Source organism: Actinoplanes sp. NPDC051411 (genome assembly GCF_040682075.1).
Lineage (GTDB): Bacteria > Actinomycetota > Actinomycetes > Mycobacteriales > Micromonosporaceae > Actinoplanes.
This window is the reverse complement of the sequence record NZ_JBFBAD010000127.1, coordinates 4,135-28,229: the sequence shown is the minus strand read 5'-3', so window position 1 is coordinate 28,229 and position 24,095 is coordinate 4,135. Positions and strand designations below refer to the sequence as shown.

The 24,095-nt window shown below is 71.1% G+C and carries 24 protein-coding genes; 8 read left to right on the top strand and 16 right to left on the bottom strand.

What is annotated here, in order from left to right; translation table 11 throughout:
* Positions 1–102 precede the first annotated feature (102 nt).
* The gene (locus AB0M88_RS43050) at positions 103–273 is read left to right on the top strand and encodes a YqaE/Pmp3 family membrane protein (RefSeq protein ID WP_364112215.1); all 171 of its coding nucleotides are present in this window, start codon (positions 103–105) and stop codon (positions 271–273) included.
* A 125-nt stretch (positions 274–398) separates the two neighbouring features.
* Here the strand turns inward: AB0M88_RS43050 and AB0M88_RS43045 are convergent, their stop codons facing one another.
* From AB0M88_RS43045 to AB0M88_RS43025, 5 genes are all read right to left on the bottom strand, one after another.
* Positions 399–875 (bottom strand): hypothetical protein, encoded by a 477-nt coding sequence (locus tag AB0M88_RS43045; RefSeq protein ID WP_364112213.1) that lies wholly within the window; start codon positions 873–875, stop codon positions 399–401.
* The gene (locus AB0M88_RS43040) at positions 872–1,453 is read right to left on the bottom strand and encodes a CDP-alcohol phosphatidyltransferase family protein (protein WP_364112211.1); all 582 of its coding nucleotides are present in this window, start codon (positions 1,451–1,453) and stop codon (positions 872–874) included. The genes AB0M88_RS43045 and AB0M88_RS43040 overlap by 4 nt, the downstream gene beginning before the upstream one ends.
* The gene (locus AB0M88_RS43035) at positions 1,450–1,674 is read right to left on the bottom strand and encodes a hypothetical protein (protein ID WP_364112209.1); all 225 of its coding nucleotides are present in this window, start codon (positions 1,672–1,674) and stop codon (positions 1,450–1,452) included. Before AB0M88_RS43035 ends, AB0M88_RS43040 begins: the two co-directional genes overlap by 4 nt.
* Entirely contained in the window at positions 1,674–2,030 is a 357-nt protein-coding gene (locus AB0M88_RS43030) for an ArsR family transcriptional regulator (protein WP_364112207.1), read from the bottom strand. The genes AB0M88_RS43035 and AB0M88_RS43030 overlap by 1 nt, the downstream gene beginning before the upstream one ends.
* 2,027 nt (positions 2,031–4,057) lie before the next feature.
* Entirely contained in the window at positions 4,058–4,603 is a 546-nt protein-coding gene (locus AB0M88_RS43025; RefSeq protein ID WP_364112205.1) for an ABATE domain-containing protein, read from the bottom strand.
* Between the two features lie 45 nt (positions 4,604–4,648).
* On the opposite strand from AB0M88_RS43025, the gene AB0M88_RS43020 reads away from it, so the two are divergent.
* Complete coding sequence (locus AB0M88_RS43020) at positions 4,649–5,863, top strand: MFS transporter (RefSeq protein ID WP_364112203.1); 1,215 nt, start codon at positions 4,649–4,651, stop codon at positions 5,861–5,863.
* Here the strand turns inward: AB0M88_RS43020 and AB0M88_RS43015 are convergent.
* Positions 5,787–6,128 (bottom strand): Lsr2 family protein, encoded by a 342-nt coding sequence (locus AB0M88_RS43015; protein WP_364112201.1) that lies wholly within the window; start codon positions 6,126–6,128, stop codon positions 5,787–5,789. The genes AB0M88_RS43020 and AB0M88_RS43015 overlap by 77 nt on opposite strands.
* Before the next feature lie 223 nt (positions 6,129–6,351).
* Between AB0M88_RS43015 and AB0M88_RS43010 the strand changes: the two genes are divergently transcribed.
* Positions 6,352–6,630 carry a hypothetical protein gene (locus AB0M88_RS43010; protein ID WP_364112199.1) on the top strand — a complete coding sequence of 93 codons (279 nt, stop codon included), beginning with the start codon at positions 6,352–6,354 and terminating at the stop codon, positions 6,628–6,630.
* A gap of 196 nt (positions 6,631–6,826) precedes the next feature.
* Positions 6,827–7,816, top strand: a complete 990-nt coding sequence (locus AB0M88_RS43005) for an alpha/beta hydrolase (RefSeq protein WP_364112197.1) — start codon at positions 6,827–6,829, stop codon at positions 7,814–7,816.
* A 10-nt stretch (positions 7,817–7,826) separates the two neighbouring features.
* On the opposite strand, the gene AB0M88_RS43000 is transcribed toward AB0M88_RS43005, so the two are convergent.
* On the bottom strand, positions 7,827–8,471 hold the full coding sequence (locus tag AB0M88_RS43000; protein WP_364112195.1) for a hypothetical protein: 645 nt from the start codon (positions 8,469–8,471) through the stop codon (positions 7,827–7,829).
* A 1,364-nt stretch (positions 8,472–9,835) separates the two neighbouring features.
* Here AB0M88_RS43000 and AB0M88_RS42995 point away from each other — a divergent pair.
* Entirely contained in the window at positions 9,836–10,666 is an 831-nt protein-coding gene (locus tag AB0M88_RS42995) for a hypothetical protein (RefSeq protein ID WP_364112193.1), read from the top strand.
* A 1-nt stretch (position 10,667) separates the two neighbouring features.
* On the opposite strand, the gene AB0M88_RS42990 is transcribed toward AB0M88_RS42995, so the two are convergent.
* Together AB0M88_RS42990 and AB0M88_RS42985 are read right to left on the bottom strand one after the other, a co-directional pair.
* Positions 10,668–11,768, bottom strand: coding sequence for an FAD-dependent monooxygenase (locus tag AB0M88_RS42990; protein WP_364112191.1), 1,101 nt, complete (start codon positions 11,766–11,768; stop codon positions 10,668–10,670).
* An 814-nt stretch (positions 11,769–12,582) separates the two neighbouring features.
* Complete coding sequence (locus tag AB0M88_RS42985; protein ID WP_364112189.1) at positions 12,583–13,248, bottom strand: hypothetical protein; 666 nt, start codon at positions 13,246–13,248, stop codon at positions 12,583–12,585.
* Positions 13,249–13,847: 599 nt separating this feature from the next.
* Here AB0M88_RS42985 and AB0M88_RS42980 point away from each other — a divergent pair.
* Positions 13,848–14,885: a maleylacetate reductase gene (locus tag AB0M88_RS42980; RefSeq protein ID WP_364112187.1), complete on the top strand. Its 1,038-nt coding sequence runs from the start codon at positions 13,848–13,850 to the stop codon at positions 14,883–14,885.
* Between the two features lie 111 nt (positions 14,886–14,996).
* On the opposite strand, the gene AB0M88_RS42975 is transcribed toward AB0M88_RS42980, so the two are convergent.
* Complete coding sequence (locus AB0M88_RS42975; protein WP_364112185.1) at positions 14,997–15,587, bottom strand: TetR family transcriptional regulator; 591 nt, start codon at positions 15,585–15,587, stop codon at positions 14,997–14,999.
* Between the two features lie 139 nt (positions 15,588–15,726).
* On the opposite strand from AB0M88_RS42975, the gene AB0M88_RS42970 reads away from it, so the two are divergent.
* Positions 15,727–16,368, top strand: a complete 642-nt coding sequence (locus tag AB0M88_RS42970) for a hypothetical protein (protein ID WP_364112183.1) — start codon at positions 15,727–15,729, stop codon at positions 16,366–16,368.
* A 49-nt stretch (positions 16,369–16,417) separates the two neighbouring features.
* Here AB0M88_RS42970 and AB0M88_RS42965 read toward each other — a convergent pair whose 3' ends face one another.
* The 6 genes from AB0M88_RS42965 to AB0M88_RS42940 are packed head-to-tail and all read right to left on the bottom strand — an operon-like array spanning position 16,418 to position 23,031.
* Positions 16,418–17,419 (bottom strand): ABC transporter ATP-binding protein, encoded by a 1,002-nt coding sequence (locus AB0M88_RS42965; protein ID WP_364112181.1) that lies wholly within the window; start codon positions 17,417–17,419, stop codon positions 16,418–16,420.
* Positions 17,416–18,399 (bottom strand): ABC transporter ATP-binding protein, encoded by a 984-nt coding sequence (locus AB0M88_RS42960; protein ID WP_364112179.1) that lies wholly within the window; start codon positions 18,397–18,399, stop codon positions 17,416–17,418. The genes AB0M88_RS42965 and AB0M88_RS42960 overlap by 4 nt, the downstream gene beginning before the upstream one ends.
* Positions 18,377–19,309 (bottom strand): ABC transporter permease, encoded by a 933-nt coding sequence (locus tag AB0M88_RS42955; protein WP_364112177.1) that lies wholly within the window; start codon positions 19,307–19,309, stop codon positions 18,377–18,379. The genes AB0M88_RS42960 and AB0M88_RS42955 overlap by 23 nt, the downstream gene beginning before the upstream one ends.
* A gap of 7 nt (positions 19,310–19,316) precedes the next feature.
* On the bottom strand, positions 19,317–20,306 hold the full coding sequence (locus tag AB0M88_RS42950; RefSeq protein ID WP_364112175.1) for an ABC transporter permease: 990 nt from the start codon (positions 20,304–20,306) through the stop codon (positions 19,317–19,319).
* A 36-nt stretch (positions 20,307–20,342) separates the two neighbouring features.
* Positions 20,343–22,049, bottom strand: coding sequence for an ABC transporter substrate-binding protein (locus AB0M88_RS42945; protein WP_364112173.1), 1,707 nt, complete (start codon positions 22,047–22,049; stop codon positions 20,343–20,345).
* A gap of 22 nt (positions 22,050–22,071) precedes the next feature.
* Complete coding sequence (locus AB0M88_RS42940; RefSeq protein WP_364112171.1) at positions 22,072–23,031, bottom strand: ROK family protein; 960 nt, start codon at positions 23,029–23,031, stop codon at positions 22,072–22,074.
* A gap of 154 nt (positions 23,032–23,185) precedes the next feature.
* Between AB0M88_RS42940 and AB0M88_RS42935 the strand changes: the two genes are divergently transcribed.
* Positions 23,186–24,095: ROK family protein (locus AB0M88_RS42935; protein ID WP_364112169.1), on the top strand; the 910-nt coding region annotated here is incomplete at its 3' end.

The window sequence follows — 24,095 nt, the reverse complement described above, 5'->3', positions numbered from 1 at the left end:
ACCCCACCCACCCCGGCGCCCCGGCCGGTGGGCCCCGGCCCGGCGACGGCCCGGTCCACTCCCGGCCGGGATCCCCCCGGTTGTCACAGGCAGGATGGCGCCATGAAAAAGATCCTTCTGATCGTCCTGTGCTTGTTCTTTCCGTTCCTGGCCGTCCTCATCCACGAGGGCCTCACCCGCCGCGTGCTGTGGGCCATCCTGTTCCAGCTGATCGGCCACATCCCGGGCGTCATCTACGGCATCTACGTGGTCACCTCCGAGCCCCGTCGCTGACGAAAGCCAGGCGCCTCTCCCCGGCACGCGAGGCGCCTGGCGTACGGGAAAAAGCGCGGGTGCCGTCACCCGGATGTCGGCCGTCAGGGTCTTTTTCGGCCGGGCCATGGCCCGGCCGAGTGCGCTCAGAGGCCGACGAGGGCCGGAGCCAGTGCGACGGCGACGAAGCGCATGGTCCGGCCGAGCAGGCAGGTGGCCGCGAAGACGGCGGGACGCATGGGTGTGCCGCCCAGGAAGACCGCGACGGCGAGCAGTGGTGGGAATCCGGTGACGGCGCTGACCAGCAGCACGCCGATCGCCGGGCGGGGGCGGTCGACGAGTCTTGCCCGCGCGAGCATCGTGGTGAGCCGGCCCGATGGCCGGGCCGCGACCCGAGCGCGCCGGCTGAGCCGGCGTTTCAGCCACGGCGAGCGGATCGCGCCGCCTGCGCCGAGGAAGATGAGGACCTTGCCGGCCGTCTGCCCGACGCCGGCCGCCACACCGAGCACCACCGCCGGCGCGCCGGTCGTCGCGACGGCCGCGATGACATACGGCTCAGCCGGGGTGAACGGCAGGAACGCCGACAGGAGCCCGACGGCCGCCGCCGCCAGGACGGCGATCATGGCCGGGCGCTCGCCGGCAGCCCGGCCGCGGAGATCAAGGAGACGACCTTCACCGCGGTGACCCCCAGGGCGAACGCGACGGCCACGGCCACCGGCGCCCAGATCGACAGGATCGCCACCGCGGCGGTGTTGAGCGCCTTCGCCGGAGGCGACCAGTTCCACCGGTAGATGCGGCGATCGACACGGGCGAAGTAGTTCGGGCTCAGCAGCGGCCAGCGCAGGAACATCAGGCTCAACAGCTGGTCGATGACCATGAACTGGACGAGAAACACGGCCATCGGCACGGCGGTGGACGGCCGCAGCACGACAAGCCCGGCGGCGCAGGCCGACGTGCAGGCCCGGTCGGCGACGATGTCGAAGACCGCGCCGGCCCGCGTCTCCTGCCCCAGCGCGCGGGCGGCGACACCGTCGAGGATGTCGCCGACCCAGTAGATCAGGTATGCGGCGACGAGCAGGTGCCCGCTGCGACGGGTCAGGGCCGCCGTGGCGAAGCCGACCGCGCCGGCCGTCCGTACGCCCGTGATGGCGTTGGGGACATTGAGCAGCGTGACCGGAGGGCTGAGACCGAGAGCGGTCATTCCGCATCCTTGAGGATGCGTTGCAGGTCCGCGGTACGCCGGTTCAGATCGGCCAGCTGCCCGCTCATGTCGGCGAGCAGGCGCTGAGTTTCGGCGGCCTGCCCGGCGAACTGCCGCTGCAGTTCGCTGGACACGGCGACCCGCTTGCGGACACCCGCGTACCAGATGGCCGCGATGAGCACCGCGGCGGCGACGACGAGGAAGACCGAGCCGGCATCCATCAGCAGTTTCCTTTCGGTGTGGCTCCGCCGTCACCGGCGTTGCTCAGGGTCGTGGCGGCGACCGCCACCACATCGGGCGTGAGGTGCAGCGAGAACGGGGCGGCCTCGTAGTACTTGAGGGCTTTGCCGTCCTCGGAGAGCTCCAGATGTGCGGCGACCAGACCGGCCTTCTCCAGCTTCTTGAGGTGCACCTGCAGCAGGGCGCGGCTGATGCCGAGGTCGCGGGCGAGCTGCGAGACGTAGGCCCGCCCGCCGGCCAGCGCCGCGAGCACCCGCAGCCGATGGGGACTGGCCAGCGCGGCAAGGACCTCGACCAGCCGGTCGCCACTCAGCTCCGATAACGCGTCCTGGCTCATGCCAACTATTATTTGCATGAGCAAGGCGAGCTGTCAACGCCGCCGCACGTTGCGGGCGGGGCATGGCACAGCCGCCCGGAGTCGTCCGAGCGGGGCCGGCGCTCCCACGGGTGAGTTTCGTTTCCGACGGCGTCGCGCAGAAGATGAGGCGTCCACGGCCGGCCCAGCGCGCACCGACGTCTCGGATGCCAGCGGCGGGCCAGCTTCCTCATCGGGAAGGCGGGCATCGGAGAGGGCGCAAGCGGGCGGCTCCTCGGGGGCTGAGCCCGGGAGGCTCATCCGGGAGCGGTCATAATCCGGACAAAGGCCGCGTTATCACCGAGGCACCGCCGGTCATCATTGATCCGGGGCGGCCGCTGACGGCCATCATCAGGGCGGCTTCATCGTTCGCATTCGGGCGGCCAGGACGAGTTAATTAGGCTTCGGAGTCGACGGAGGCGATTGCCGGCGCAGCACTGAAACAGAGCCGCGCTCAACGCCTTGATTGCCGCTCGAGGATAGGCCCCTGATAATTCACGGAGGCCGAATGCGAACGCGTTGTCTCGGCGCTTTCCAAGGATATGTTTTGCGCATTCGATTGTTGTTTCGGTCCAGGCCTTGGTTCATCCCGATTTACGGCCGTGGGTGATCCCGATCGAGTCCCGTCGAGTGGCGCCTCCGGGTGGGGGCGCCCTGGGCGATGCCCCGGGGGCGGGTGGTGCCCCAGGGGCGGGCGGCACCCCGAGGGGGTGGCGCCCCCAGGGCGGCCGACGCCATGGCGGGCCGGCGGTGCCCCAGGCGGGCGGCATCGTGGCGGGCGGTACCCCAGGCGGGCAGTGCCGTGACGGGGGCGGTACCCCAGGCGGCAGTGCCGTGACGGGCGGTACCCCAGGCGGGCAGTGCCGTGACGGGGGCGGTACCTCTGGCGGGCGGTAACCCCGGGCGTGCGATGCCCCAGGCGGGCAGTGTCCCAGGGTAGGAGCGCCCCAGGCGGGCAGTGCCCCAGGGAGGAGGGCAGGGGCGCCCCAGGCGGGCAGCGCCCCAGGGTAGGGGGCGCCGAGGCAGGCGGCCCCGCCGGGTGAGCGCAATGGCGCCCTGTCGCTGGTCGGGGTCGGCGGGATTGCTCGGTCGAGCGGCATGGCCGACCGGGAGAACGTGCCTGAGCTGATCGGCGGGCCGGCCCGGTCGGCGGCGGCACCTGATCCAAGGCTTTACCCGGGCCGCCCGCCGGCAGCGACCGACCGGGCCGGGCCTGACCGTCCCGGCTGGGCAATGCCGTTTCTGTCGGCTCGCAGCATTCGACCCGTTCAGCTGAGTCGGCCCGCCCGGCAGATAGATCCCGGCCCGCCGATGCACCCTGACCATCGGATCCGGCCTGGTCAGCGCAGGCGACCCGGTCAGCGCAGGCGACCCGATCAGCGCACGCGGCCCGGTCAACACACGCAGCCCGATCACCGCACCTAGCCCGATCGGCAGACTCGGCCCGATCGGCAGACTCGGCCCGATCGGCAGACTCGGCCCGATCGGCAGACTCGGCCCGATCAGCAGACTCGGTGGCTCCAGCAGGAGCGGTCTCAGCGGCCGGATGGCCTTCGCGAACGCCGCCGAGGCTCCGGCCGCCGGCAACGTTTCGGCCCGACGCCTGAACCGCCAACCGCTCGGCGGCGGCCGGCTCGGATGCCCGACAGCTGCCGGTGCGGTCGGCCGGTGCGACCACATCACCGTACAGACGCAGGTTCATCGTTCGACGGCCGTGACGCTGCCGCAAACCCCATTCACGATGCCGCTCATGCTCGCGGCGAAACTGCTCAGCCGCGGGCGAATAACTGCGCGCCGCAGTCCGGTCACGCCACGACGTCACTTGCGACCGGGAAAAGAACTCGAGCTGCGCCATAAGCTATTTTCCCGCACCCGGAAGAGGAAATGTCAGCCCCGCCGGCGTGTCGATCATGCCAAACCGGAAAGGCGAATACCTCAGCCGCCGCCAAGCAATTCCGACCGGACTTCAGCCGCTGACAGACCGCGGCGCGGCCCTCGGACCGGCGGGCTCACGGCGACGCGATGCGCCGGCGCCGGCGGTACGCGGCCGCCTTGGCCCGGTCGCCGCAGCCGCGCATGCCGCACCAGCGTCGCCGTGCGCCCCGGGAGCGGTCGATGAACGGGCGGGTGCAGTGCTCGTCGGCGCACCAGCGCAGCCGGCCGCGATCGTCGCTGTCGTGCAGTTCCAGGCAGTCGCGGGCGAGCACGGCCAGAACGGCGTCGACGTCGCCCGTGCGATGCACCCCGTCGTCGTCCAGGCGCAGCGTGGGCATCGGGGCGGCCGCGGCCGCGTTCACCAGTTCACGGTCGGCCGCGGCCGGGACATCACCGTCGATCAGGGTTTTGACCAGGCGGAACATCGCCTCGCGGACGTCCACGGCCCGCCGCAGACCGGCCCGATCCACGCGAGGGGGCCGCTCGACGATGCCGGCCTGGACCGCCCAGTCCGAAAGATCATCGGGGGCGTTCAGGTGCTCGACGTCGGTGTGGCCCCGCTCGGCGAGCGTGGGCAGGAAATCCAGCACCGGCCGGTCAGCGATGAACTCGAACTCCACGTCACCATCTTGACCGGTGACGGGACCCGATGCAAACATCGGTCGATGACATCACCGGTCAAACAGGTGACGGAGTTGAGGGGCTATCTGACTGCGGCGCTGCTCGCGCGTACGGCCGACGAAGGCGCCCGGGTGGCGCTGGTGATCCTCGCTCTTGATCGCACGGCCAGCGCCGCCGTCGGCGGCACGCTGGTCGCCACCCTGCTCATCCCCCACGTCGTGGCCGCGCCCCGGGTCGGCCGGCTGGTCGACCGGTCGCGCCGGCCGGCCACGGTGCTCGGTGGCGCGATCGCCGTCTTCGGCGGTGGCCTCGCGGCCTCGGTCGCCCTGCTCGGCCGGGCGCCGCTGTGGGCGACGTACGCCGTTCTCGCCGTGGCCGGGTGCTGCGGGCCGGCGGTGTCCGGCGGGCTGACCAGCCGGCTGGCGTCGCTGGCCGGGTCCGGTCGCGAGGCCCGCGCCTTCGGGCTGGATTCGCTGTTCTACAACGTCGCCGGGATGGCCGGCCCAGCGGCGGTCGGCCTGGTCGCGGCAGCCGCCGGGCCCGGCCCCGCCGTCCTCGCCCTGGCCGTTGCGGCCGGGCTCGGCGCGGTCGGCGTCCTGACCCTCGACCTGCCCGCCGCCGGCACCGTTGCGGCAGCCGGCCTCGTCGCGATCGCCCGCGACCCCGCCCTGCGCACGCTCACCCTCACCACCGGTTTCGGCCAGCTCGGATGGGGTGGTCTCCCCGTCGTCGCTGCCACTCTGGCCGCCTCGGCGCACGAACCCGCCCGGGCCGGCCTACTGCTCAGCGTGGTCGCCGGTGGCGCCTTCGCGGGCTCGCTGCTGTGGATCTGGCGACCGCTGCCCGCGGCCTGGGCGCCGAACGTGACCGCCTGGGCCATGGTCGGGAGCGGCGTGCCCCTCGCGCTGGCGGCCGTCGCGCATTCGCTGACGCTGACCGCGACGTTGTTCGGACTGTCGGGGATCTTCACCGGGCCTTTCGCGGCCGCGCTGTTCCTGGCCCGCAATCAGCTGGCCGCCGAGACGATCCGTACGCAGGTCTTCACCATCGGCGCCGGAGTCAAGACGGCGGCCTCCGCGCTCGGCGCCGGACTCCTCGGCTTCGCCGCCCACCGGCCGGCCGGCACGCAACTGCTGCTCGTCGCCGCGCCGATAATCATCGCGGGCGTGGCCGGCATTCAATTCACCGCTGGGCGTGGAATGCCTCGACGACCGAGCCCGGAATGCGGCCACGGTCAGAAACCGGGTATCCGTTCTTGACCGCCCACTCGCGGATGGCCTGATTCTGGTCGCGGTTGGCCCGGGCCGGCACCGCCGGGCGCGACAGGTGAACCCGGCTCGCGCTGTTGCGGCCGACCCGGGACGCGACCCCCAGGTACGGGTCGAGGGCCTTGCGCAGCTTGCCGGCGTTCTTCTCCGACAGATCGATGGTGTAGTTGATGCCGTCGAGAGCGAACTCCACCGTACGATCGGCGTCGCCACCGTCGAGGTCGTCGGTCAGCACCGTAATCACTTGCTTGGCCATGATGTGTCGCCTCCGGAAAATCACCAGGACGTTCAATTCCCGTAAACAATAGCCGACCGATAAATCGGACCGATCGGCGCATTGGCCCGGTCGGAAGCCGGGAAAGAACACCGAAGTGAATAGGCGGTCATCGAGACCGGAAGCCGGAGGCACAGACCCCGCCCCGTCCAGTTCGCGCTCCTGTGCGGCGCTGCCCGACGGGAGCCAGTTACGGTTGACGACTATGACGACCTACTCCGGTCCAGCGAGGCTGACCCTCGTCGACGGCACCCAGGTATCAGGCATGGCTTCCCTCAGCACCAATCAGCGGGGAGGTATCGACAGCTGGGGCGGCACGTTCCGGCCGGACCAGACCAGCGCCGACCTTCGCGCGGCCGGCGACGGGCTGTCCCTGGAACTGCCGTACGACAACATCGGCGCGGTGAACGTCACCGGCGTCCGTAAGCTGCTCGCGACGCAGATCCTGATGTCGCTCGCGGGAAGCGGCCCGGCCCCGTTCTGATCCGCGCTCAGCCCGTTCGCCGGGCTGAGCGCACTGCTCCAAAACGGTTCGCCGCCTCGACCGCGAGAACCGAGCCGGCCACGCTCACCGTCACCGGACACGGGGAAGACCGCACCGACTGGCATGCTGGGCTCCTGCTGAGGCCCAGGGATTATCCCTGGTTCGGTGGGCTTGCCGGTTGTGCGACGTTCGTCGCATGACGACCAGCAATCACCCCAGCCGCCGCCGGATCCTTCAGGCGAGCGGGGCGGCGGCCCTCACCGCGGGGCTCGGGCAGGTGCCGCGAGGCACCTCTTTCGGGCCTGTACGCCAACTGCCCGCCGGTGTCCTCGACAACGGCTACGTCGAGATGGGACCGTCGCGCGGCGTCCCGGTCATCCTGATGCACGGCTTCCCCTACGACATCCACAGCTTCGAGGAGGTCGCACCGCTGCTGGCCGCCCGCGGACACCGGGTGATCGTCCCGTATTTCCGCGGGTACGGCAGCACGACCTTCCGGTCCGCGTCCACGCCCCGCAACGTGGATCAGGCCGCGTTCGCGCTCGACATCCTCGCGCTGATGGACGCGCTGAAGATCCGGCGGGCGGTCCTGGCCGGCTACGACTGGGGCTCACGGACCGCCGACATCATCGCGGCGCTGTGGCCGGAACGGGTCCGGGCGCTCGTCTCGGTGACCGGCTATCTGATCACGAACCTGGAAGCCAACCTGTCGCCGCTGCCGCCCGCGGCCGAGAACGCCTGGTGGTACCAGTACTACTTCGTCACCGACCGCGGCGCGAAGGGGCTGCACCGGTACAAGTACGAGCTGGGCGAGTTCATCTGGAAGTTCAACTCGCCGACGTGGAAGTTCGACACCGCGACGTACGACCGTACGGCGGCCGCGTTCGCGAACCCCGACTTCGAGACGATCGTGCTCGGCAACTACCGCTGGCGGCAGAGCCTGGCCCCGGCCGAACCCGAGTACGCGGCGATCGAGGCCAGACTGCAGAACGCGCCGGCCATCGCGGTCCCGACCATCACGATCGACGGCCGGTACGACCCGTTCACCCCGGCCGGCGACGGAAGCGCGTACCGGGCGCATTTCACCGGCCCGTATCAGCACCGCACGTTCGACGTCGGTCACAACGTGCCGCAGGAGGCACCGCGCGACTTCGCCCGGGCGGTGATGGACGCGGATCGGCTGTAGAGCCGGCTCCCTACGCCCCGGTCACCGTCAGTGAGCCGAACCCGGCCGAGGCGTCCACGTCGATTCCGTCCCGGCCGTCCGAGCTGACCCGGTCACCCCGGTCGAGCCCGCCCCGGTCCCGCCCGTAGAACTCCACGTCGCCGGCACCCTGCCGCGCCACCACCTGGACTCCCACCCGCCCGGCGGTCACGATCCGCCACTGGTTGACGCCACCGTTCAAGGTGATCGGCAGCGTGCCGTCGAGCGGGGGCAGCCGCAGATCGATCCGCGCCACTCCCCGGTCGAACGTCACGCTCCGCACCCGCGTCCCCCCGAGGTCGACGTTCATCCGCCGCGCCCCGCCCCCGAACCGGATCACCCACGACACCCGGCTGTCCAACCGCACGTCAAGATCGGTGTTGCGCCCGCCGTCGCGCACCCCGACCTCGACCGCGCCGCCGTCCACCGTGGTCCGCGGCCGCGCGTCGCTCCCGTCCGGCACAGTGACCTGGACGATCCCGTGGTCGAGCCGCCCCGTCGAAACCGTGATATCCGAGACGTCGCCAACCAGCACAAACGTCCCCTCAGCCGGCCGCCCGGGCGTCGCCGGCGCCGTCTTCCGCCGGGCCGCCCCGCCGCTCGCCTTGGACAGGCCCGGCGAGGGCAGCACAGCCACCGGCCCAACCGGCCGCACCGGCGCCACAACCGTCGGCCGGGCCGCCGGCGGGCCTCCCTCCAGGCGGTTCCCTCCCGCCATTTTCCTGTACGCGGCGACCCGGCCCCCCAAAAGCAACAGCACCGCCAGGCCAACTCCGGCCAGCACCCGCCCCCGCCTCCGGGGCACGGACAGCCCAGCTCCCCGCCCCGCCCCCCGGCCCGGCAACTCCAACCCGCGCCGCCGCCCCTCGCGCCCCAAGCCCAGCCGCATCGCCGCGAGCAGCAGCCTTTCGTTCCCGACCAACCGCCCCACTCCGAGCAGAAGACGCGCCCAGCTCCCGACCAACCGCCCCACTCCGCGCCGACGAAGCGCCCAACTCCCGACCAACCGCCCCACTCCCCGCCGACGAAGCGCCCAACTCCCGACCAACCGCCCCACTCCCCGCCGACACAGCTCCCTGCTGCCGGCCAACCGCTCCGCTTCCCGCAGACGCGGCGCCCGCCTGCTGCCACGGCGCTCCGATCCGGGTGGGCGCAGCCCCCGGCTCTTCGGTCAGATCGGCCGGCGGCCCCATCCTCTGCGGCGCGTCGGGCCAATAGTCAGCGATATTCGGCCACCCCTCGCGCACAGTGGGCCTGGCGGCGCGGGTCCTGCCACCGCTGCCGCCCGGGTGACCACTCGGCATCTCCCCCACGGCCCCGTCACCCGCCGACGCCACGGCACCCGAGCGAGACTCGCCCGGAAACTCCAGCGTCGCCCGACCGCCCGGACCCTCATCCACGGCCGCCGACGCCACGGCACCCGAACGAGAGCCGCCCGGGAACTCCAGCGTCGCCCGACCGCCCGGACCCTCATCCGCGGCCCCGCCACCCGCCGACGCCACGGCACCCGAGCGAGAGCCGGCCGGCAACTCCGACGGCGCCCGGCCGCCCGCCGCGCCGGGCCGCCCGCCCGGCACATCATCGGGGGCGCGGCCGGCCGCCGACGTGACGGCGCCCGAGCGGGACTCGGCCGGGAACTCCAGCGTCGCCCGGCCGTCGCCGTCGGTCCTGGCTTGACCGAGTGAAGCGCGCGTGGGGGCGGTCAGATAGGAGCCACCACGGGGCCCCATGCCCGTACCGTCGCCGCCTGCGGCCCTCGGGGCCGGACCGGACCGCTCAGCCGGGGTGTCGGGGGTTTCGGGCTGGTCGCCGGGGTCCATGGGCGCCCCCTCGGGTCGGTGATCGTCGATGGGGAGTACGGGGCGTGGGCGCGGCGGGTTCGATCGTCAGAAGGTTTGCTGATTCCCCGTGATCAACCCCTTGCGAATAGTGGCCATTACTACCAACATGGCTTATCGCAAGTTTTAAGTAGGTCTTTAGCCCGAGGCGGAAGACGGTCAGATGCCCATTGAGGACCCGCGACGCGACGGCTCGAAGCGTGACGGGCTGCGCATCGGTGGCTGGCTCGAGACGTTCCAGGCCCGGCGGGCGCTGCCCGGCCGTCCGCCGCTGGTGACGCCGCCGCCGCCGCGCGTGCCGGTCTTCTACCCGGTCCGGCCCCGCGAAACCGGCCGGCGGCCCCAGGCCATGCCCGTTTTCGCCCAGGTCGAGGATCCGCGGCAGGTCCGGCTGCGGGTCGCCGTGACCTGCCTGGTCGCGCTGGCCGTCGGGGGGACGGCCTTCGTCGTGCTGGCCGACCGGGCCGGCACCGCGCCGCCGGTCCCGCAGATCGCCGTGGCCGACCCGGTCACGCTGGGACCGATGCCGTTGTCCTCGCCGTCGTCGTCCTCGTCGCCGTCGCGGTCGCCGTCGCACTCACCGACGCCGGCCCGCACGCCGTCGTCGCCGTCGTCCTCTCCTCATCACAAGGCGCCGGCCGCGGTCCATCACAGTTCGCCGGCGCCGGTGCGGAAGCCGTCGGTGATCGGCGGCCTCCGGGTGGGTGGCACCCTTTCGCTGGTCTCGCGAGGCCGCTGGGGCACATCGTTCGTCGTGCACGCCGCCGGCGACTGCGTGACGCTCGAGTCGGCGCGCCACCCGGGTTTCTACCTGCACGCTCAAGACTCGGCGCTCCGGTTCGAACGGTCCGGGGGGTCGGCGTTCTGCCCGGTGCCGGCGGGTGACGGCCGGGTCCGGCTGCGGGCGGACGACCGTTATGTGACCGCCTTCCGGTCGCGGCTGTTCCTGGCGGCGGTCCCGGCCTCGCGGGCGGCCGAGTTCGCCCCCTCCTGAGTTACCGGCCGGCCGGGAGGAACCTGGCCGCCGCATTACGGGTGACGATGCCCGCCCGGCTCTTCGGGACCAGCATCGCCGCCGCGAGCCCGGCGCCGCGCCTTCGGGGATCGGTGCGGCGCCGGTGCTCGACCTCGTAGTTCCTGAACGCCTGCCGGTGGTCCGCCTGCTTGAGGTGTTCGGCCAGCGTGTAGGCGCCCGCGATCGCCATGCTGGAGCCGTCGCCGAGCAGCGAGACCGAGGCCGCCGAGTCGCCGAGCAGCACGACCCTCCCGTTCGACCACGACGGCAGGACCACTTTGCTGACGGCGTCGAAGTAGAGATCGTCGGCCTGCTGCGCCGTCGCGACGAGCGAGGGGACCCGCCAGCCGTCATCCTTCTCAAAGGCGCCGGCCAGGATCCGCCGGTGCTGCGCGCCGTCGCGGTAGTCGAAGTCGGTCACCGTCGCGTGGCGGAAAATGAACGCGACGAGGGCCGTGCCGCGGGCCGGGTGGATCGACACCAGGCGGCCCGGGCTGTTGTAGAGCACCACGTCGTGGGGCTGCCCGGCCGGCTCGCCGAGGGCCGTGGTCGCCACGTAGATGCCGAGGTAGCGCACGAAGTCGCCCTCCGGCCCGAACGCCAGCCGCCGCACATTGGAGTGCAGCCCGTCGGCACCGACGACAAGGTCGAAGCGCCGCTGCCGGCCGCTGTCGAAGGTCACGTCGACGCCGTCGTCGTCCTGCGCCATCGCGGCGATCGAGTCGTCGTAGACGAACTCGGCATCGTTCCCGGCCGCCTCGAACAGGACCCGGGCGAGGTCGGCCCGCGGGATCTCGACCTCGTTCTTCCGGTCCGGCCCCATCGTCATCCGGCGGCCGAGGCGACCTCCCCGGTCGACGAACCGGAGGGCGGTGGCCTGGGTGGCGTTCGCCCGCAACGCTTCGACCAGGCCCATCCGCTCGACGACCGGCAGGGCCGGCCCGCGCACGTCGACCGGGTTGCCGCTCGACCGCTGCCCGGCCGAACGCTCGACGACGGTGGGCTGGAAGCCGGCGCGCGCCAGCCAGTAGGCAAGGGTGGGGCCGCCGACGCCGGCCCCGGAGATAAGCACTGTCCGCATGCCCCGACGATAGCTGCACTCACTGCAGTTCTACAGTCATTTCCTCGGCGCACTCAGTGCAGGCTCAGGTTCATGGCCAGGACGCAGTTCGTGGACTGCTCCGCTGGACATCCGCCGGCTCGCCCCCGGCGACGACTGCGCCAGCTGGGGCGAACCCGATGCGGCCACCACTACCGATAGCCGGCTCGACGGCACAGCGACCGCACGATCCTGGAACCGGCTGCACCCCCGGCCTACCCGGTGTCCTGCCGGTCCTCGAGGGTACCGTCGACCGGCTGCCCTCAGGCTCGACCGCGCAACCGGTCTGGCTCTGGTGGTCACAGCCCGAAACCCCGCAACCCGGCCGCTGCCGACCGACCGGCGGACCTGGCTCGTGCTGGCCGCCTACACCCAGCGACGCCTGGCCCGCGGCGCCGTCGCGGACCTACGCCGGCCTTGGGAACGCCCCGCCCCACCCGGGCGGCTCACCCCGGCCGGAGCCCGAAGGGGGTTTCGGCACCTATGCGGCAAGCCGGCTGTCCCGCCGCCGCACCGAAACCCTCCAGCAGGACCCGGACGGCCACCGCCACGCCAGCAGCCGGCAATCCAAGAAATCAACCAATCCCAGGCCACGCCGCACCGGTTAAAACCAAGCCAGAAGAAGGCGGTGGAAGGCGTCCTTCTTCAGGTCGGGGGGCGATGCCGTAGGCGGACAGCGACCGGCCGCCGGGGCCAGGCCGGCCCAGCGGTCGCTCATCGCGGCTGAGGCGGGCGCCCTCGGCGGGCAGGTCGTAGCTCGAGTCTGGCGACAAGACACCGCCCCGGAGCTGCCAGGTCAGGCGCCGGCCCCCAGGCACGGCAGGCCGAGGCGGGCCGCGGCGACCGGGCCCGAGGACTCCAGCCAGCTGGTGGCGGAGCGGGGTAGTTTGCGGCCCAGTTCGGCCAGGGACGGGTAGAGGTCGAGGACCTCGACGTCGCTCAGGGCCGACACCGCGGCCGCCACGGCCACGACCACCTGGTTGTTGGCCGCGGCGACGCGGGCGACGCGGTCGCGCCAGGCCGGGTCGGTGATGTGGGCGCGCAGCTCGTCGGCGACGATCACGGCCTCGAGGTCGTCCAGCACGGCCAGGGTGTGGCGTTCGCGCCGGGCCTGGCCGCCGCGGTCGGCGTCGGCGAGGCGGACGGGGACGCCGAGTTCGGTGGCGGCGCCGGTCAGGGGCACCCAGCGCAGCATTTCGGCCGGGCGCACGGCGAGGGCGCAACCGTCGCACAGGCGGAGGGCGGCCAGGTCTTCGTCGAAGCCGGTGCCGATGAGGAAGCCGTCGGTGGCGCCGTCGCAGCGGGAGCAGAACGGCTCGACGAGCATCTCGGCGACCTCGCCGCCGTCCCAGCGGAGGACGGCGCCGTCGGTGGCGGGTTCGCGCCACACCTGCTCGGCCGAATCGAACCGTGCGCAACCCAGCACGACCCAGTCGAGACTCCCATTACGATCAGTGATCACTGCTGCACTAAACATGGGCGATCCTCTGGTAGCTGCGTGTCCGCAGCGTATAACAGTGACGCAACCAAGTCGATTGATTCACCCTGGTCAGGACCGATCGGGTCGGGATGATCCCAGACGTGCCGAATCACTGGGCGTTATCCGTGCGCAATCACTCTGCGCGAGGTGGGCGTGTTGCGCCGAGGGGGTAGATTCACCCCGCCCGACCGGCCCCGAGGGTGGACGACGCCGGCCGCCCGAGGGCGCGCGAGGTCAATATCGCAGGTGACGGGCCCGGGCGATCATCGAGTGGGCCAGCGGAACATATCTCGCCAAACGCCTGCGGGCCCCGGGCCTCGCGATCGACCGATTCAGCTATGTGTAGTCGATCGAACACTCTCGGTATCAACCCCCGAGGGGCGCCGATCCTGTCCGCAGGGCCAGTGAAATACGCGTTGACCAGGCGATTCAAGAGGCCGCAGAGGCCAAAGCGTCTGATATCTGACAGACGGATCCGACATTCCCGATTCTGGCGATAAGTCGACCGGCGCTCGTGACTCAACGTGCCGTCCGACCAACCCCGAGCAAGCAGAGGCTCGCGCCCGGGATTTAATTGCTGGGTGATCTTCGAGCATCAGAGCTACACCCAGCGGGTCGTCTTCGGCGCCGGCACCGCCCGCACGCGACTGGCGGCCGAGGTCGAACGGCACGGTGCTCACCGCGTACTGCTGGTGGCCGCGCCCTCGGCGCGGGAGCAGGCCGCCTCGCTGACCGCGAGCCTCCCGATGGCCGGCGTGGTCGACGAGGTCCGCATGCACGTGCCGGTCGAGGTCGCGGACGCGGCCCGGCGCCGGGCCGAGGAGACCGGCGCCGACCTTCTGCTCGCGGTCGGCGGCGGCTCGGCCACCGGCACCGCCAAGGCGGTCGCCCTCTCCAGCGGGCTGCCGATCGTCGCGGTCCCCACGACGTACGCCGGCAGCGAGGTCACCCCGGTCTGGGGCCTGACCGACGACGGGCGCAAGACCACGGGCGTCGACGAACGGGTCCTGCCCCGCACGGTGATCTACGACCCGGCGCTGACGCTGAGCCTGCCGGTCGAGATGTCGATCGCGAGCGGCCTCAACGCCCTGGCCCACTGCGTCGACTCGCTCTGGGCGCCCCGCGTCAACCCGGTCGACACGGCCCTGGCCCTGGAGGCCGCGCACGCCCTGGCCGAGGGTCTCCCCCGGGTCCACGCCGACCCGGCCGCGCTGGAGGGCCGGTCGTCGACGCTGTACGGGGCCTACCTGGGCGCGCTGGCCTTCGCCGGAGCGGGCTCGGGCCTCCACCACAAGATCTGCCACGTTCTGGGCGGCGCCTACGACCTGCCCCACGCCCAGACCCACGCCGTCGTGCTGCCGCACGTGCTCGCCTTCAACGCCCCGGCGGCCCCGCGGGAGGCGGCCCGCCTCGCCCGCGCCCTGGACGCGCCGGACGCGCGGGCGGCCCTCGACGCGCTCTACACGGCCGTCGAGGCGCCGCGCTCACTTCGCGCGCTGGGCCTGCCCGAGGACCGCCTGCCCGAGGCGGCGGCGCTGATCGCCGAGGCTGCCCCGCCGAGCAACCCGCGCCCGGTCACCGAGGCCGACGCCCTGGCGATCCTGAAGGCGGCCTTCTGAGCGGGATCCTGAAGGCGGCCTTCTGAGCGGGATCCTGAAGGGCGGCCTTCTGAGCGGGATCCTGAAGGGCGGCCTTCTGAGCGGGATCCTGAACGCGGCTTTCTGAGCGGGTCACGGGCGAGCCGACCACGGGCGCAGGGCCACGTCGGTCGCGCGCTGGACCGCCGCCTGGTCGCCCCGCCGGGCCGGGTCCCGCAGCAGCGTCATCAGGGCGCCGTTGACCGCCCCGACGAACGCCCCGACCAGCGCCGCCGCCCCGATCTCGTCCAGCTCCCCGGGGTAGGCCGCGGCGAGATGGCGGGCGATCTCCTCCTGGGCCTCCCACTGCAGTTGCAGCGCCCGCCCGCGGACCGACGGGACCGACATCGTCAGCTTGGTGCGCATCGCCGCGAGCGGCCCGGTCATGTCGTCGTTCGCCTCGCCGGCCTCGCGCAGCGCCCGCAGCAGCACCGACGCCGGTTCCTCGCCGGGTTCGCGGCCGGCGATCGCCGCCAGGGCGATCCGCACGCGGGCGTCGCTCGCCGGGAACAGCACGTCTTCCTTGGTCGGGAAGTAGCTGAAGAACGTGCGGGTGCCGACCTCGGCCCGGGCTGCGATCTCGGCGATCGTGGTCGCCTCGAAGCCTTTGGCGGCGAACAGTTCGTAGGCCGCGTCGACCAGCGCCTGGCGGGTTCGCGAGCGCTTCAACTCCCGGAGGTTCACCGTTGGCACGTTACTGCACTCGTTGCGAGGCGGCACCGGGTGCAGCGGGACTGCAGGCGGATTTCCTTCAACCCGGGCCGCCGGGCGACCGATAGCGCAGGCAGAACACCCCCCGCAGGCCCGTGAGGAAAGGATGCCGATGGGCCAGTCGAAACGACCGCTGCCGGTCCGTGAGGACCTCTGGCAGCCCACCGACCAGATTCTCGACACGATCATCCGACGGTGCCTGGACGAGGCCGAGTCCGAGGAGGGCAGCGAGGGCGGCAGCACGATCATGGGCGGCGCGATCATGCTGGCGGTGCTCGGCGTCGCGATCCTCGCGATGTCCGGCAACGTCCAGTTCGCCATCGGGATCCCGCTGGTGCTCGGCCTCGCCATGATCGGCTACATGATCCTGAAGGCGTCGGCCGACGACGGGCCGCGGCACGCCACGCTCGCCGTGGTGGGCGGGCCGGGCCGGCTGCCCGCGTCCTACCTGGTGCACGCCGACGCGTGGGTGGCCGGGATGGCCGAGCACGTCGGGTACCTCCCCGAGTCGCAGCTGCAGGCCTCGGTGCAGATGTGCCGCGACTTCCCGGGCACCGTCGACGACCTGATCCTGTTCACCGGATCGATCGCCATCCACGTCCCGCCGACCCAGCACGCGACCCCGGCCGACGTGGAGCGCCGCGCCAAGGACCTGGTGAAGGTCGGCGCGCCGATCCTGAAGGACTACCTGGCCGCCCACCCGCCGCGGCCGCTGCCGTCGGCCGAGGGCAGGAAGGGCAAGAAGAAGAAGTGAGGCCTGCCGCCGGGTTTCCCGGCGGCAAGCTCTTTTTCCGTACGGGAAGTCAGGCCCCGGCTTCCGCGAGGATGTCGGCGTCCGGTTCGGCCACGTGACACGCGGCCTGATGGTCGACGCCGAGCTGGCGCAGCCGCGGCGTCTCGACCGAGCAGCGGTCGATGGCGAACGGGCAGCGCGCCCGGAACCGGCACCCCGGTGTCGGGTCGACGACGCGCGGCGGCTCACCCCGGTCCTTGACCGCGTCCGGGTCGAGCGCCGCCCGCGGATCCGGCACCGCCGACAGCAGCAGCTGCGTGTACGGGTGCTTGGGCCGGCTCAGCACCGCCTCGGTCGGGCCGTGCTCGACCAGGTGGCCGCCGTACATGACCGCGACCCGGTCGGAGACGTAGCGCGCGCTGGCGATGTCGTGCGTGATGTAGAGGATCGACACGCCCTCGTTCTCGCGCAGGCCGGCCATCACGTTGAGCAGGCCGATGCGGATCGACACGTCGAGCATCGACACCGGCTCGTCGGCCAGGATCAGCTTGGGCCGGTACGCCAGCGCCTGCGCGAAACCGATCCGTTGCCGTTGTCCACCGCTCAGCTCGTACGGGAAACGCTCGAGGATCTCGGCCGCCGGATGCAGGCCGACGGCCTCGACCACCCGCCGGGCCTCGGCCTCTCGTTGCGAGGCGTTGAGGTCGGGCCGGTGCAGCACGAGCCCGCGGAGGATGCCGTGGCTGACCCGGTAGGCCGGGTTGAGCGAGCTGAACGGGTCCTGGAAGACCATCGGCACGTCGCTGCGGTAGGCCAGCTCATCCTTGCGGCCGCGGATCTGGCTCAGCGGCCGGCCCTGGTAGAGGATCTCGCCCTCGGTCGGCTCGTGGACCCGGGCGAGCAGGCGGGCGATCGTCGACTTGCCGCTGCCGCTCTCCCCGACCAGCGCGACGATCTCACGCTCGCCGATGGTCAGGTCGACCTCGTCGACCGCGTGCAGGCGTTTACGGGAGAACGTCCCCCCGACCCGGAAGTGCCGGGTCAGCCCGCGGGTCTCCAACAGTGGCGTCATCGGGTGGCCTCCTTTCGCCCCGGGGCGTCGAGCAGGCACCTGCTCCGGGCCGGGCCCACCGGGTAGAGATCGGGCAGCACGGTCGCGCATTCGTCGAAGCGGACCGGGCAGCGCGGCTGGAACCGGCAGCCGGCCGGGAGCCGGGCCAGGTCGGGCGGGCTGCCCGGGATGCCGGTGAGCTCGACCCGCGGCCCGCGGATGGACGGGAACGCGTCGAGCAGGCCCCGGCTGTACGGATGGGCGGGCGAGTCGAAGACCGCGCGGGTCGGACCGGTCTCGATGACCTGCCCGGCGTACATCACCAGCAGCTGGTCGGAGAAGTGGCTGACCAGCGACATGTCGTGGGTGACGAAGATGACCGCGAACCCGAGCCGCTGCTGGAGCTCCTTGATCTGCACCATCAGCGAGCGCTGGGCGACCACGTCGAGGGCCGAGGTCGGCTCGTCCATGATGACCAGGTCGGGGGTGAACAGCAGCGCCATCGCGATCATCGCGCGCTGCCGCATGCCGCCGCTGAGCTGGTGCGGGTAGCTCTTGAGGTGGATCTGGTCGATGCCGACCAGCTGGAGCACCTCGACCGAGCGGTCGTGGATCTCCTGCCGGCTGTACCGGCCGTGCGCCTTCATCGTGTCGGCGAACTGGGCGGCGATCGAGGCGACCGGGTTGAGCGCGTTCATCGCGCTCTGCATGACGACCGAGTAGTCCCGCCAGCGCAGGACGTTGAGTTCCTTCTCGGTCATCGTGACCAGGTTCCGGCCGCTGAACTCGACGCTGCCGCCGGCGATCTCGGCCGGCGGGCTGAGCAGCCGGGCGATCGCGAACAGCATCGTCGACTTGCCGCAGCCGGACTCGCCGACCACGCCGACGAACTCGCCGTTGTGGACGTCGAAGCTGACGCCGTCGACGGCCTTGACCGGCTGGTCGCCCGTGGCGTACTCGACCCGCAGGTCTTTCACACTAAGCAGCGGTGCGCCGGGCACGACGCCTCCTCACGGGCCGCAGGGCAGGGTTGCTGATCTCGTCGAACGCGTAGTTGAGCAGCGCGAACGAGACACCGAGAAGGGCCACGCAGAGACCCGGCGCGATCGACCAGAGCGGCATGCCGCTCTGCAGCGCCTGCTGGTTCTGCGACCAGTAGAGCATCGTGCCCCAGCTGATCGAGTTGGGGTCGCCGAGGCCGAGGAACTGCAGGCCGGCCGCGGTGAGCACCGAGTAGAGCGCGGCGCCGAGGAAGTTGGCCACGATCAGCGAGGTCATCGTCGGCAGGACCTCGAAGACGATGATGTACGACCGTCGTTCGCCGCGCACCCGGGCCGATTCGAGGAAGTCGCGGTTGCGCAGCGACAGCGCCTGGGCCCGCAACTGGTTGGCGCCGTACGACCAGCCGGTCAGCACCAGCACGACCAGGATGACGGTGAGCGTGCCCTTGCCGGCGTAGGTGGCCAGGATGATGATCAGCGGGAACGTCGGCAGGATCAGGAAGATGTTCGTGACCATCGACAGGATCTCGTCGGCGAAGCCGCCCAGGTAGGCGGCGGACACCCCGACGAGCACCGACAGGACGGTCGCGAACAGGCCGGCGACGACCGCGATCAGCAGCGACTGCCGGGTGCCGTAGACGAGCTGGGCCCAGATGTCCTGCCCGAGCGCGGTGGTGCCGAGCAGGTGGCCGTCCTGGCCCGGCGGGATCGACGGCGCGAAGGCCAGCTCGTTGGGGTCGCGCACCGAGGTGAACAGCTGCGGCACGGCCGCGAAGATCAGGAAGATCACGAAGATGATCAGCCCGGTCAGCGCCTTGGGGTTGCGCCGCAGGTTGCGCAGCGCACCGCCCTTCTTTCGCCGGGTCGGTGCCGGCTCGGCGGTCGCCGCCGTGGTCAGCAATGCGGTCATCGGTTGATCACCCCTTGGCCCGGGCGCGCGGGTCCAGCCAGGCCGTCGCGAGGTCGCAGATCAGCACCGAGACCAGCACGGCGACCGTGAACAGCATGAACAGCACCTGCATGAGCGGGTAGTCGGTGTTGGAGACGGCGTTGTAGAGCAGGTAGCCCAGGCCGGGATAGTTGAAGACGTATTCGACCAGGATCGCGCCGGAGATGACGAAGCCGAGCGACATGGCGAAGCCGGACAGGTTGGGCAGGAACGCGTTGCGGGCCGCGTACTGGTACATGATCTTGCGGTTGGACAGGCCCTTGGCCCGTCCCATCCGGACGTAGTCCTCGGCCAGCGTGGTGATCATGTTGTTCCGCATGGTCAGCACCCAGCCGCCGACCGCCGTGATCACGATCGTCACGCCGGGCAGGATCGCGTGCTGGAGCACATTGAGGATGAACGTGCCGTTCAGGCCCGGCGTCAGGTCGCTGTCGTAGTTGAAGTCGGACGGCAGGAAACCGTTGGTCCACACCGAGAAGACCAGGATCAGCAGCAGGCCGACCCAGAAGTACGGCAGGGCCGAGGTCACCACGAACACCGACGGCAGGACCGAGTCGATCACGCCGCCGCGGCGCCAGCCGGCCACGATCCCGACCAGCGAGCCGATGATGAAGGCGAGGATCGTGGCGACCCCGACCAGGCCGAGCGTCCACGGCAGCGCCTCGCTGACGATCTTGCCGACCGGCTCACCGAGGTTGGAGCCGATCGAGACGCCCCACCTGCCGGTGAACATGTGGCCCAGATAGACGAAGTACTGCTTGATGATGTTCTCGTGCGGCTTGTAGCCGAACGCGGTCAGCATCGACTGCAGGGCAGCCGGCGACAGCCGCGTCCGGCTGCGGGCCTGCAGCGCCAGGATCGGGTCCCCCGGCATGAACCGGGGGATGAAGAAGTTCACGGTGAGGGCCGCCCACAAGGTGAGCACGAAGAAGCCCAGGCGTCTGAGTACGAACCTCATGGGCGGATCCCTTGGTTTTTCCGAACTACTTCCGGGCTACTTCTGGGCTGCTTGGGAGTACAGGTGCAGGATCACCTGTTCGGCGTCGATGGCCCGGTAGGCCGACGGCTCCGCGTACGGGTTGGTCGGGGTGGGCCAGCCGAGGATGTCAGCGGTGTTGTACTGGAACCAGTCGACCGACTCGGTGGTCGGGATCATCGGGACGTCCTTGATCCAGAACGCCGCCAGCTGCTTGATGATCGACGTCTGGGTGGCGTCGTCGGCCGTCGCGTACTGGTCGAGCAGCTTGTCGACGTCCGGGTTGTTGTAGCGCTCGTAGTTCGAGGTGGCCGGCTTGCCGAGCGGCGCCGAGTTCTTCGAGTACATGAGCTGGCGCATCTCGTAGTACGGCGTCGGGCCGCTGTTCGGCTCGGCGTAGTACGCGAGGTCGTAGTCGCCGGTGAAGAGCCGGTTGTCGAACGTCTGCTGCGCCAGGTCGTCGACCGTGATCTCGATGCCGATCGGGGCCAGCTGCTGCTTGATGACGGCCAGCGAGGCGTCCCAGTCGGTGTAGCCGGTGATCGAGATGACGCTCAGCTTGAGCGGGTTGCTCGACGAGTAGCCCGCGCCCTGCAGCAGCTGCTTGGCCTTGTCGACATTCGGCTTGTCGTAGCCCGCGGCGGCGAGACCGGCCTGGTCGAAGTACTTGTCGAAGGTCGGCGTCACGATGCCGCTCTGGTTGGCGGCCGGCTGCTGCCCGCCCTCACCGATCAGCGCGATCTTGTTGCGGTCGATCGCGCTGGCGATCGCCTGCCGTACGGCCAGGTTGCTGGTGGCCTTGTGCGACGGGTCGAGGTTGGGGAACAGGCCGACGTTGAGCAGCGGCGGCGACCAGGTGTGGTTGTTCGGCGACTTGTTCAGGTAGAAAGTCTTGATGTTGGGGATGAACTGGCTTCCCCACTGCGCCTTGCCCGAGGCCAGGTCGTTGTTGGCCGGGCCGTTGTCGAGGTACGCCGGGTATTCCAGCTTCTGGATCGCCGGCTTGCCGGGCTGCCAGAAGGTCGGGTTGGCGACGTACTCGATGTTGTTGGGCCCGCAGGTGTTCATCAGCATCGGACCGGAACCGACCGGCTTGGCGTCGGCCCAGGTGTCCGGGTGTGCCGCGGGGTCACCGGTCGACCAGATGTGCTTCGGCACGATGCCGATCTCGCCGGCCAGCGGGTAGAAGTAGGTCTTGGCGACCTGGTCGAAGACGAACGCGACCTTGTTGCCGGTCGCGGTGACGCTCTTCAGTCCGGCGCCGGTCCACAGCGCGAAGACGTCGGTCGCCGGTGTCTTCTTCATGATCTCGTACGTGTACGCGACGTCGTCCGCGGTCAGCGGCTGCCCGTCACTCCACTTGATGCCGTCCCGGATGGTGAAGGTGACGGTCTTCTGGTCGGCGCTCCACTCGTAGGAGGTCGCCAGCATCGGCGTCTCCTTGGCGTTGCCGACCACGTCGATGTGCACCAGGGGCTCGTAGATGAAGCCCAGCGACTCGGGGCTGTTGCTCGGGTTGAACGGGTTGAACTGGCACGGCCAGGTCTGGCCCTGCTCGTTGGAGATGGTGACCGTGCCACCCGGCTTGTGCGGGCCGTCAGTTCCGGCGGCCTTCGCGTCCTCGGCCGGGTTGGACGCGGCCGTGCTCGGCTTGGATCCGCTGCTGCACGCGGTGAGGACCGTGCTCAGCGCGATCAGGGCGATCAGGGCCTTGCTGCGCCTCATGCTCGCCGTCCCTTCTTCATCGCTATCGGGGGCTCGGGACTTCTTCGGGGGGTGAAGCGGCCGGGGTGCCGAAGAGCCGCTCGTGGCCGGCCTCGACACCCAGGGCCAGAGCGCCGATCAGCGGCGCCTCGTAGGGGAACGCGGCCGGGACGAGCTCCGGAGGAAACGGGACGGCCACGTCGAGCGCCGCCCGCAACCGGGGACCGATCACGTCCCAGGAGCGCACCATCCCACCGCCCACGGCGATCCGCTGGGGATCGACCGCGATCGTGAGGTTGATCAGATGAAACGCGAGCTCGGCGAGGAATTCGTCGAGCAGCCTCCCGAGCGCGGGACGCTCGGTCGTCGAGGTGAAGACGGCGCTCACGCCGTCGAGCCCGGGCACGGCGGCCCGGGCGGCGGCGACCAGGGCGCCGCCGCTGACCACGTCCTCCAACATGACCCGGTCGCCGAGCGGGCGGCCGACGTCGGAGAGCCGGCGCAGGTTGTAGCCGATCTCGCCCGAGGCGCCGTTGCGGCCGGAGACCACCCGGCCGCCGACCACCAGGGCGAGGGCGAGGCCGGTGCCGAGGTTGAGATAGATGGCGGGGTCGCAACCGGCGAGCGCTCCGCGCTCGGCCTCCACCTGGGCGGCGGCTTTGACGTCGGTCGCCGCCTTGACGGGTACGCCGTCGAACGCGGCCCCGATCTCGCGCGCCAGGGCGAGGTCGGCCCAGCCGGGGATGGCCGGGGCGAGCGCGACGCCGTGCGGGCCGGGAATGCCGAACGTGGACACCCCGATCGAGGCGAGCGGGCGCCCGGGGGCGATCCGCTGGAGCAGGAGGCGGCCGGCCTCGACGGCGCCCGCGACGTTGGCGTGCGCGTCTCTCTCGGCACCGACCGGCACGGACGCGGAGCCGAGCATCGCGCCGTCCGCCTCGCACACGGCCACGGCGGTCTTCGTGCCGCCGAAGTCGATGCCGAGAACGACCGGAGAACTCAACTCGGACTCCCTCTCCCGGGAACACCCTAGCCATGGTTAGGATTGTTCAGGACCTAGACAATCTCGTGATTGATAGGAAGCTAGACTATCTATCAAGTGTGAGCAAGACTTCAGCCTGTCGAATCGCGTTAAAGATCGGTAACGGAGGAAACGGATGTTGCCAGGCGCTTCGGCGGCACGGCCGCAGCTCATCCGGGTGATGAACGAGCAGCTGGTCCTGGCCCACATCCGAGCCGCCGGAGAACTCTCCCGCGCCGACGTGGCCCGCGTCTCCGGCCTCGCCAAGAACACGGTGTCCCAGGCCCTGACCAACCTCGAACGCGCCGGGCTCGTGCGCACCTCCGGCGTACGCAAAGGGGTGCCCGGACCGCAAGCGGTCCTCTATGAGGTCAACCCGGAAGCCGGTTTCGTCCTCGGCCTCGACGTCGGCAGCCACTTCCTCCGCGGCGCGCTCGCCGACCTGACCGGCACGGTCCTGGCCCGCACGACGCTGCAGGCCAAAGACCTCGACGGCTCGGCGACCGTGGCCCAGCTGGCCGACCTGGCCGGCATGCTCTGCGCCGAGGCCGGGGTCAAGCTGTCCGACGTCGGCCAGACCGTGCTCGGCAGCCCCGGCATCTACGACCCCGACCGCGACGCGCTCAAACTGACCGGCGGCCGTCCCGGCTGGGACGAACCGGCGGTGCTGCGCGAGTTGCGGGCCGCGTTCGGCGACACGCTGGTGCTGGAGAACGACATCGACGCGGCGGCGCTGGCCGAGCAGGCCCACGGGCACGGCCGCGAGGTGGAGAGCTTCGCGTTCGTCTCGGTCGGCACCGGCATCGGCATGGGCCTGGTGATCGGCGGGCGCCTGCACCGCGGCGCCCACGGCGCGGCCGGCGAGATCGGCTTCCTCCCGGCACCGGCCTCCGGCGCTGTTGCTCTGCCGCTCCCGCCCGCCGCTGTTTCCTCCCCGGCTCCCGCCGTGCCTTCCTCCCCGGCTCCCGCCGTGCCTTCCTCCCCGGCTCCCGCCGTGCCTTCCTCCCCGGCTCCCGCCGTGCCTTCCTCCCCGGCTCCCGCCGTGC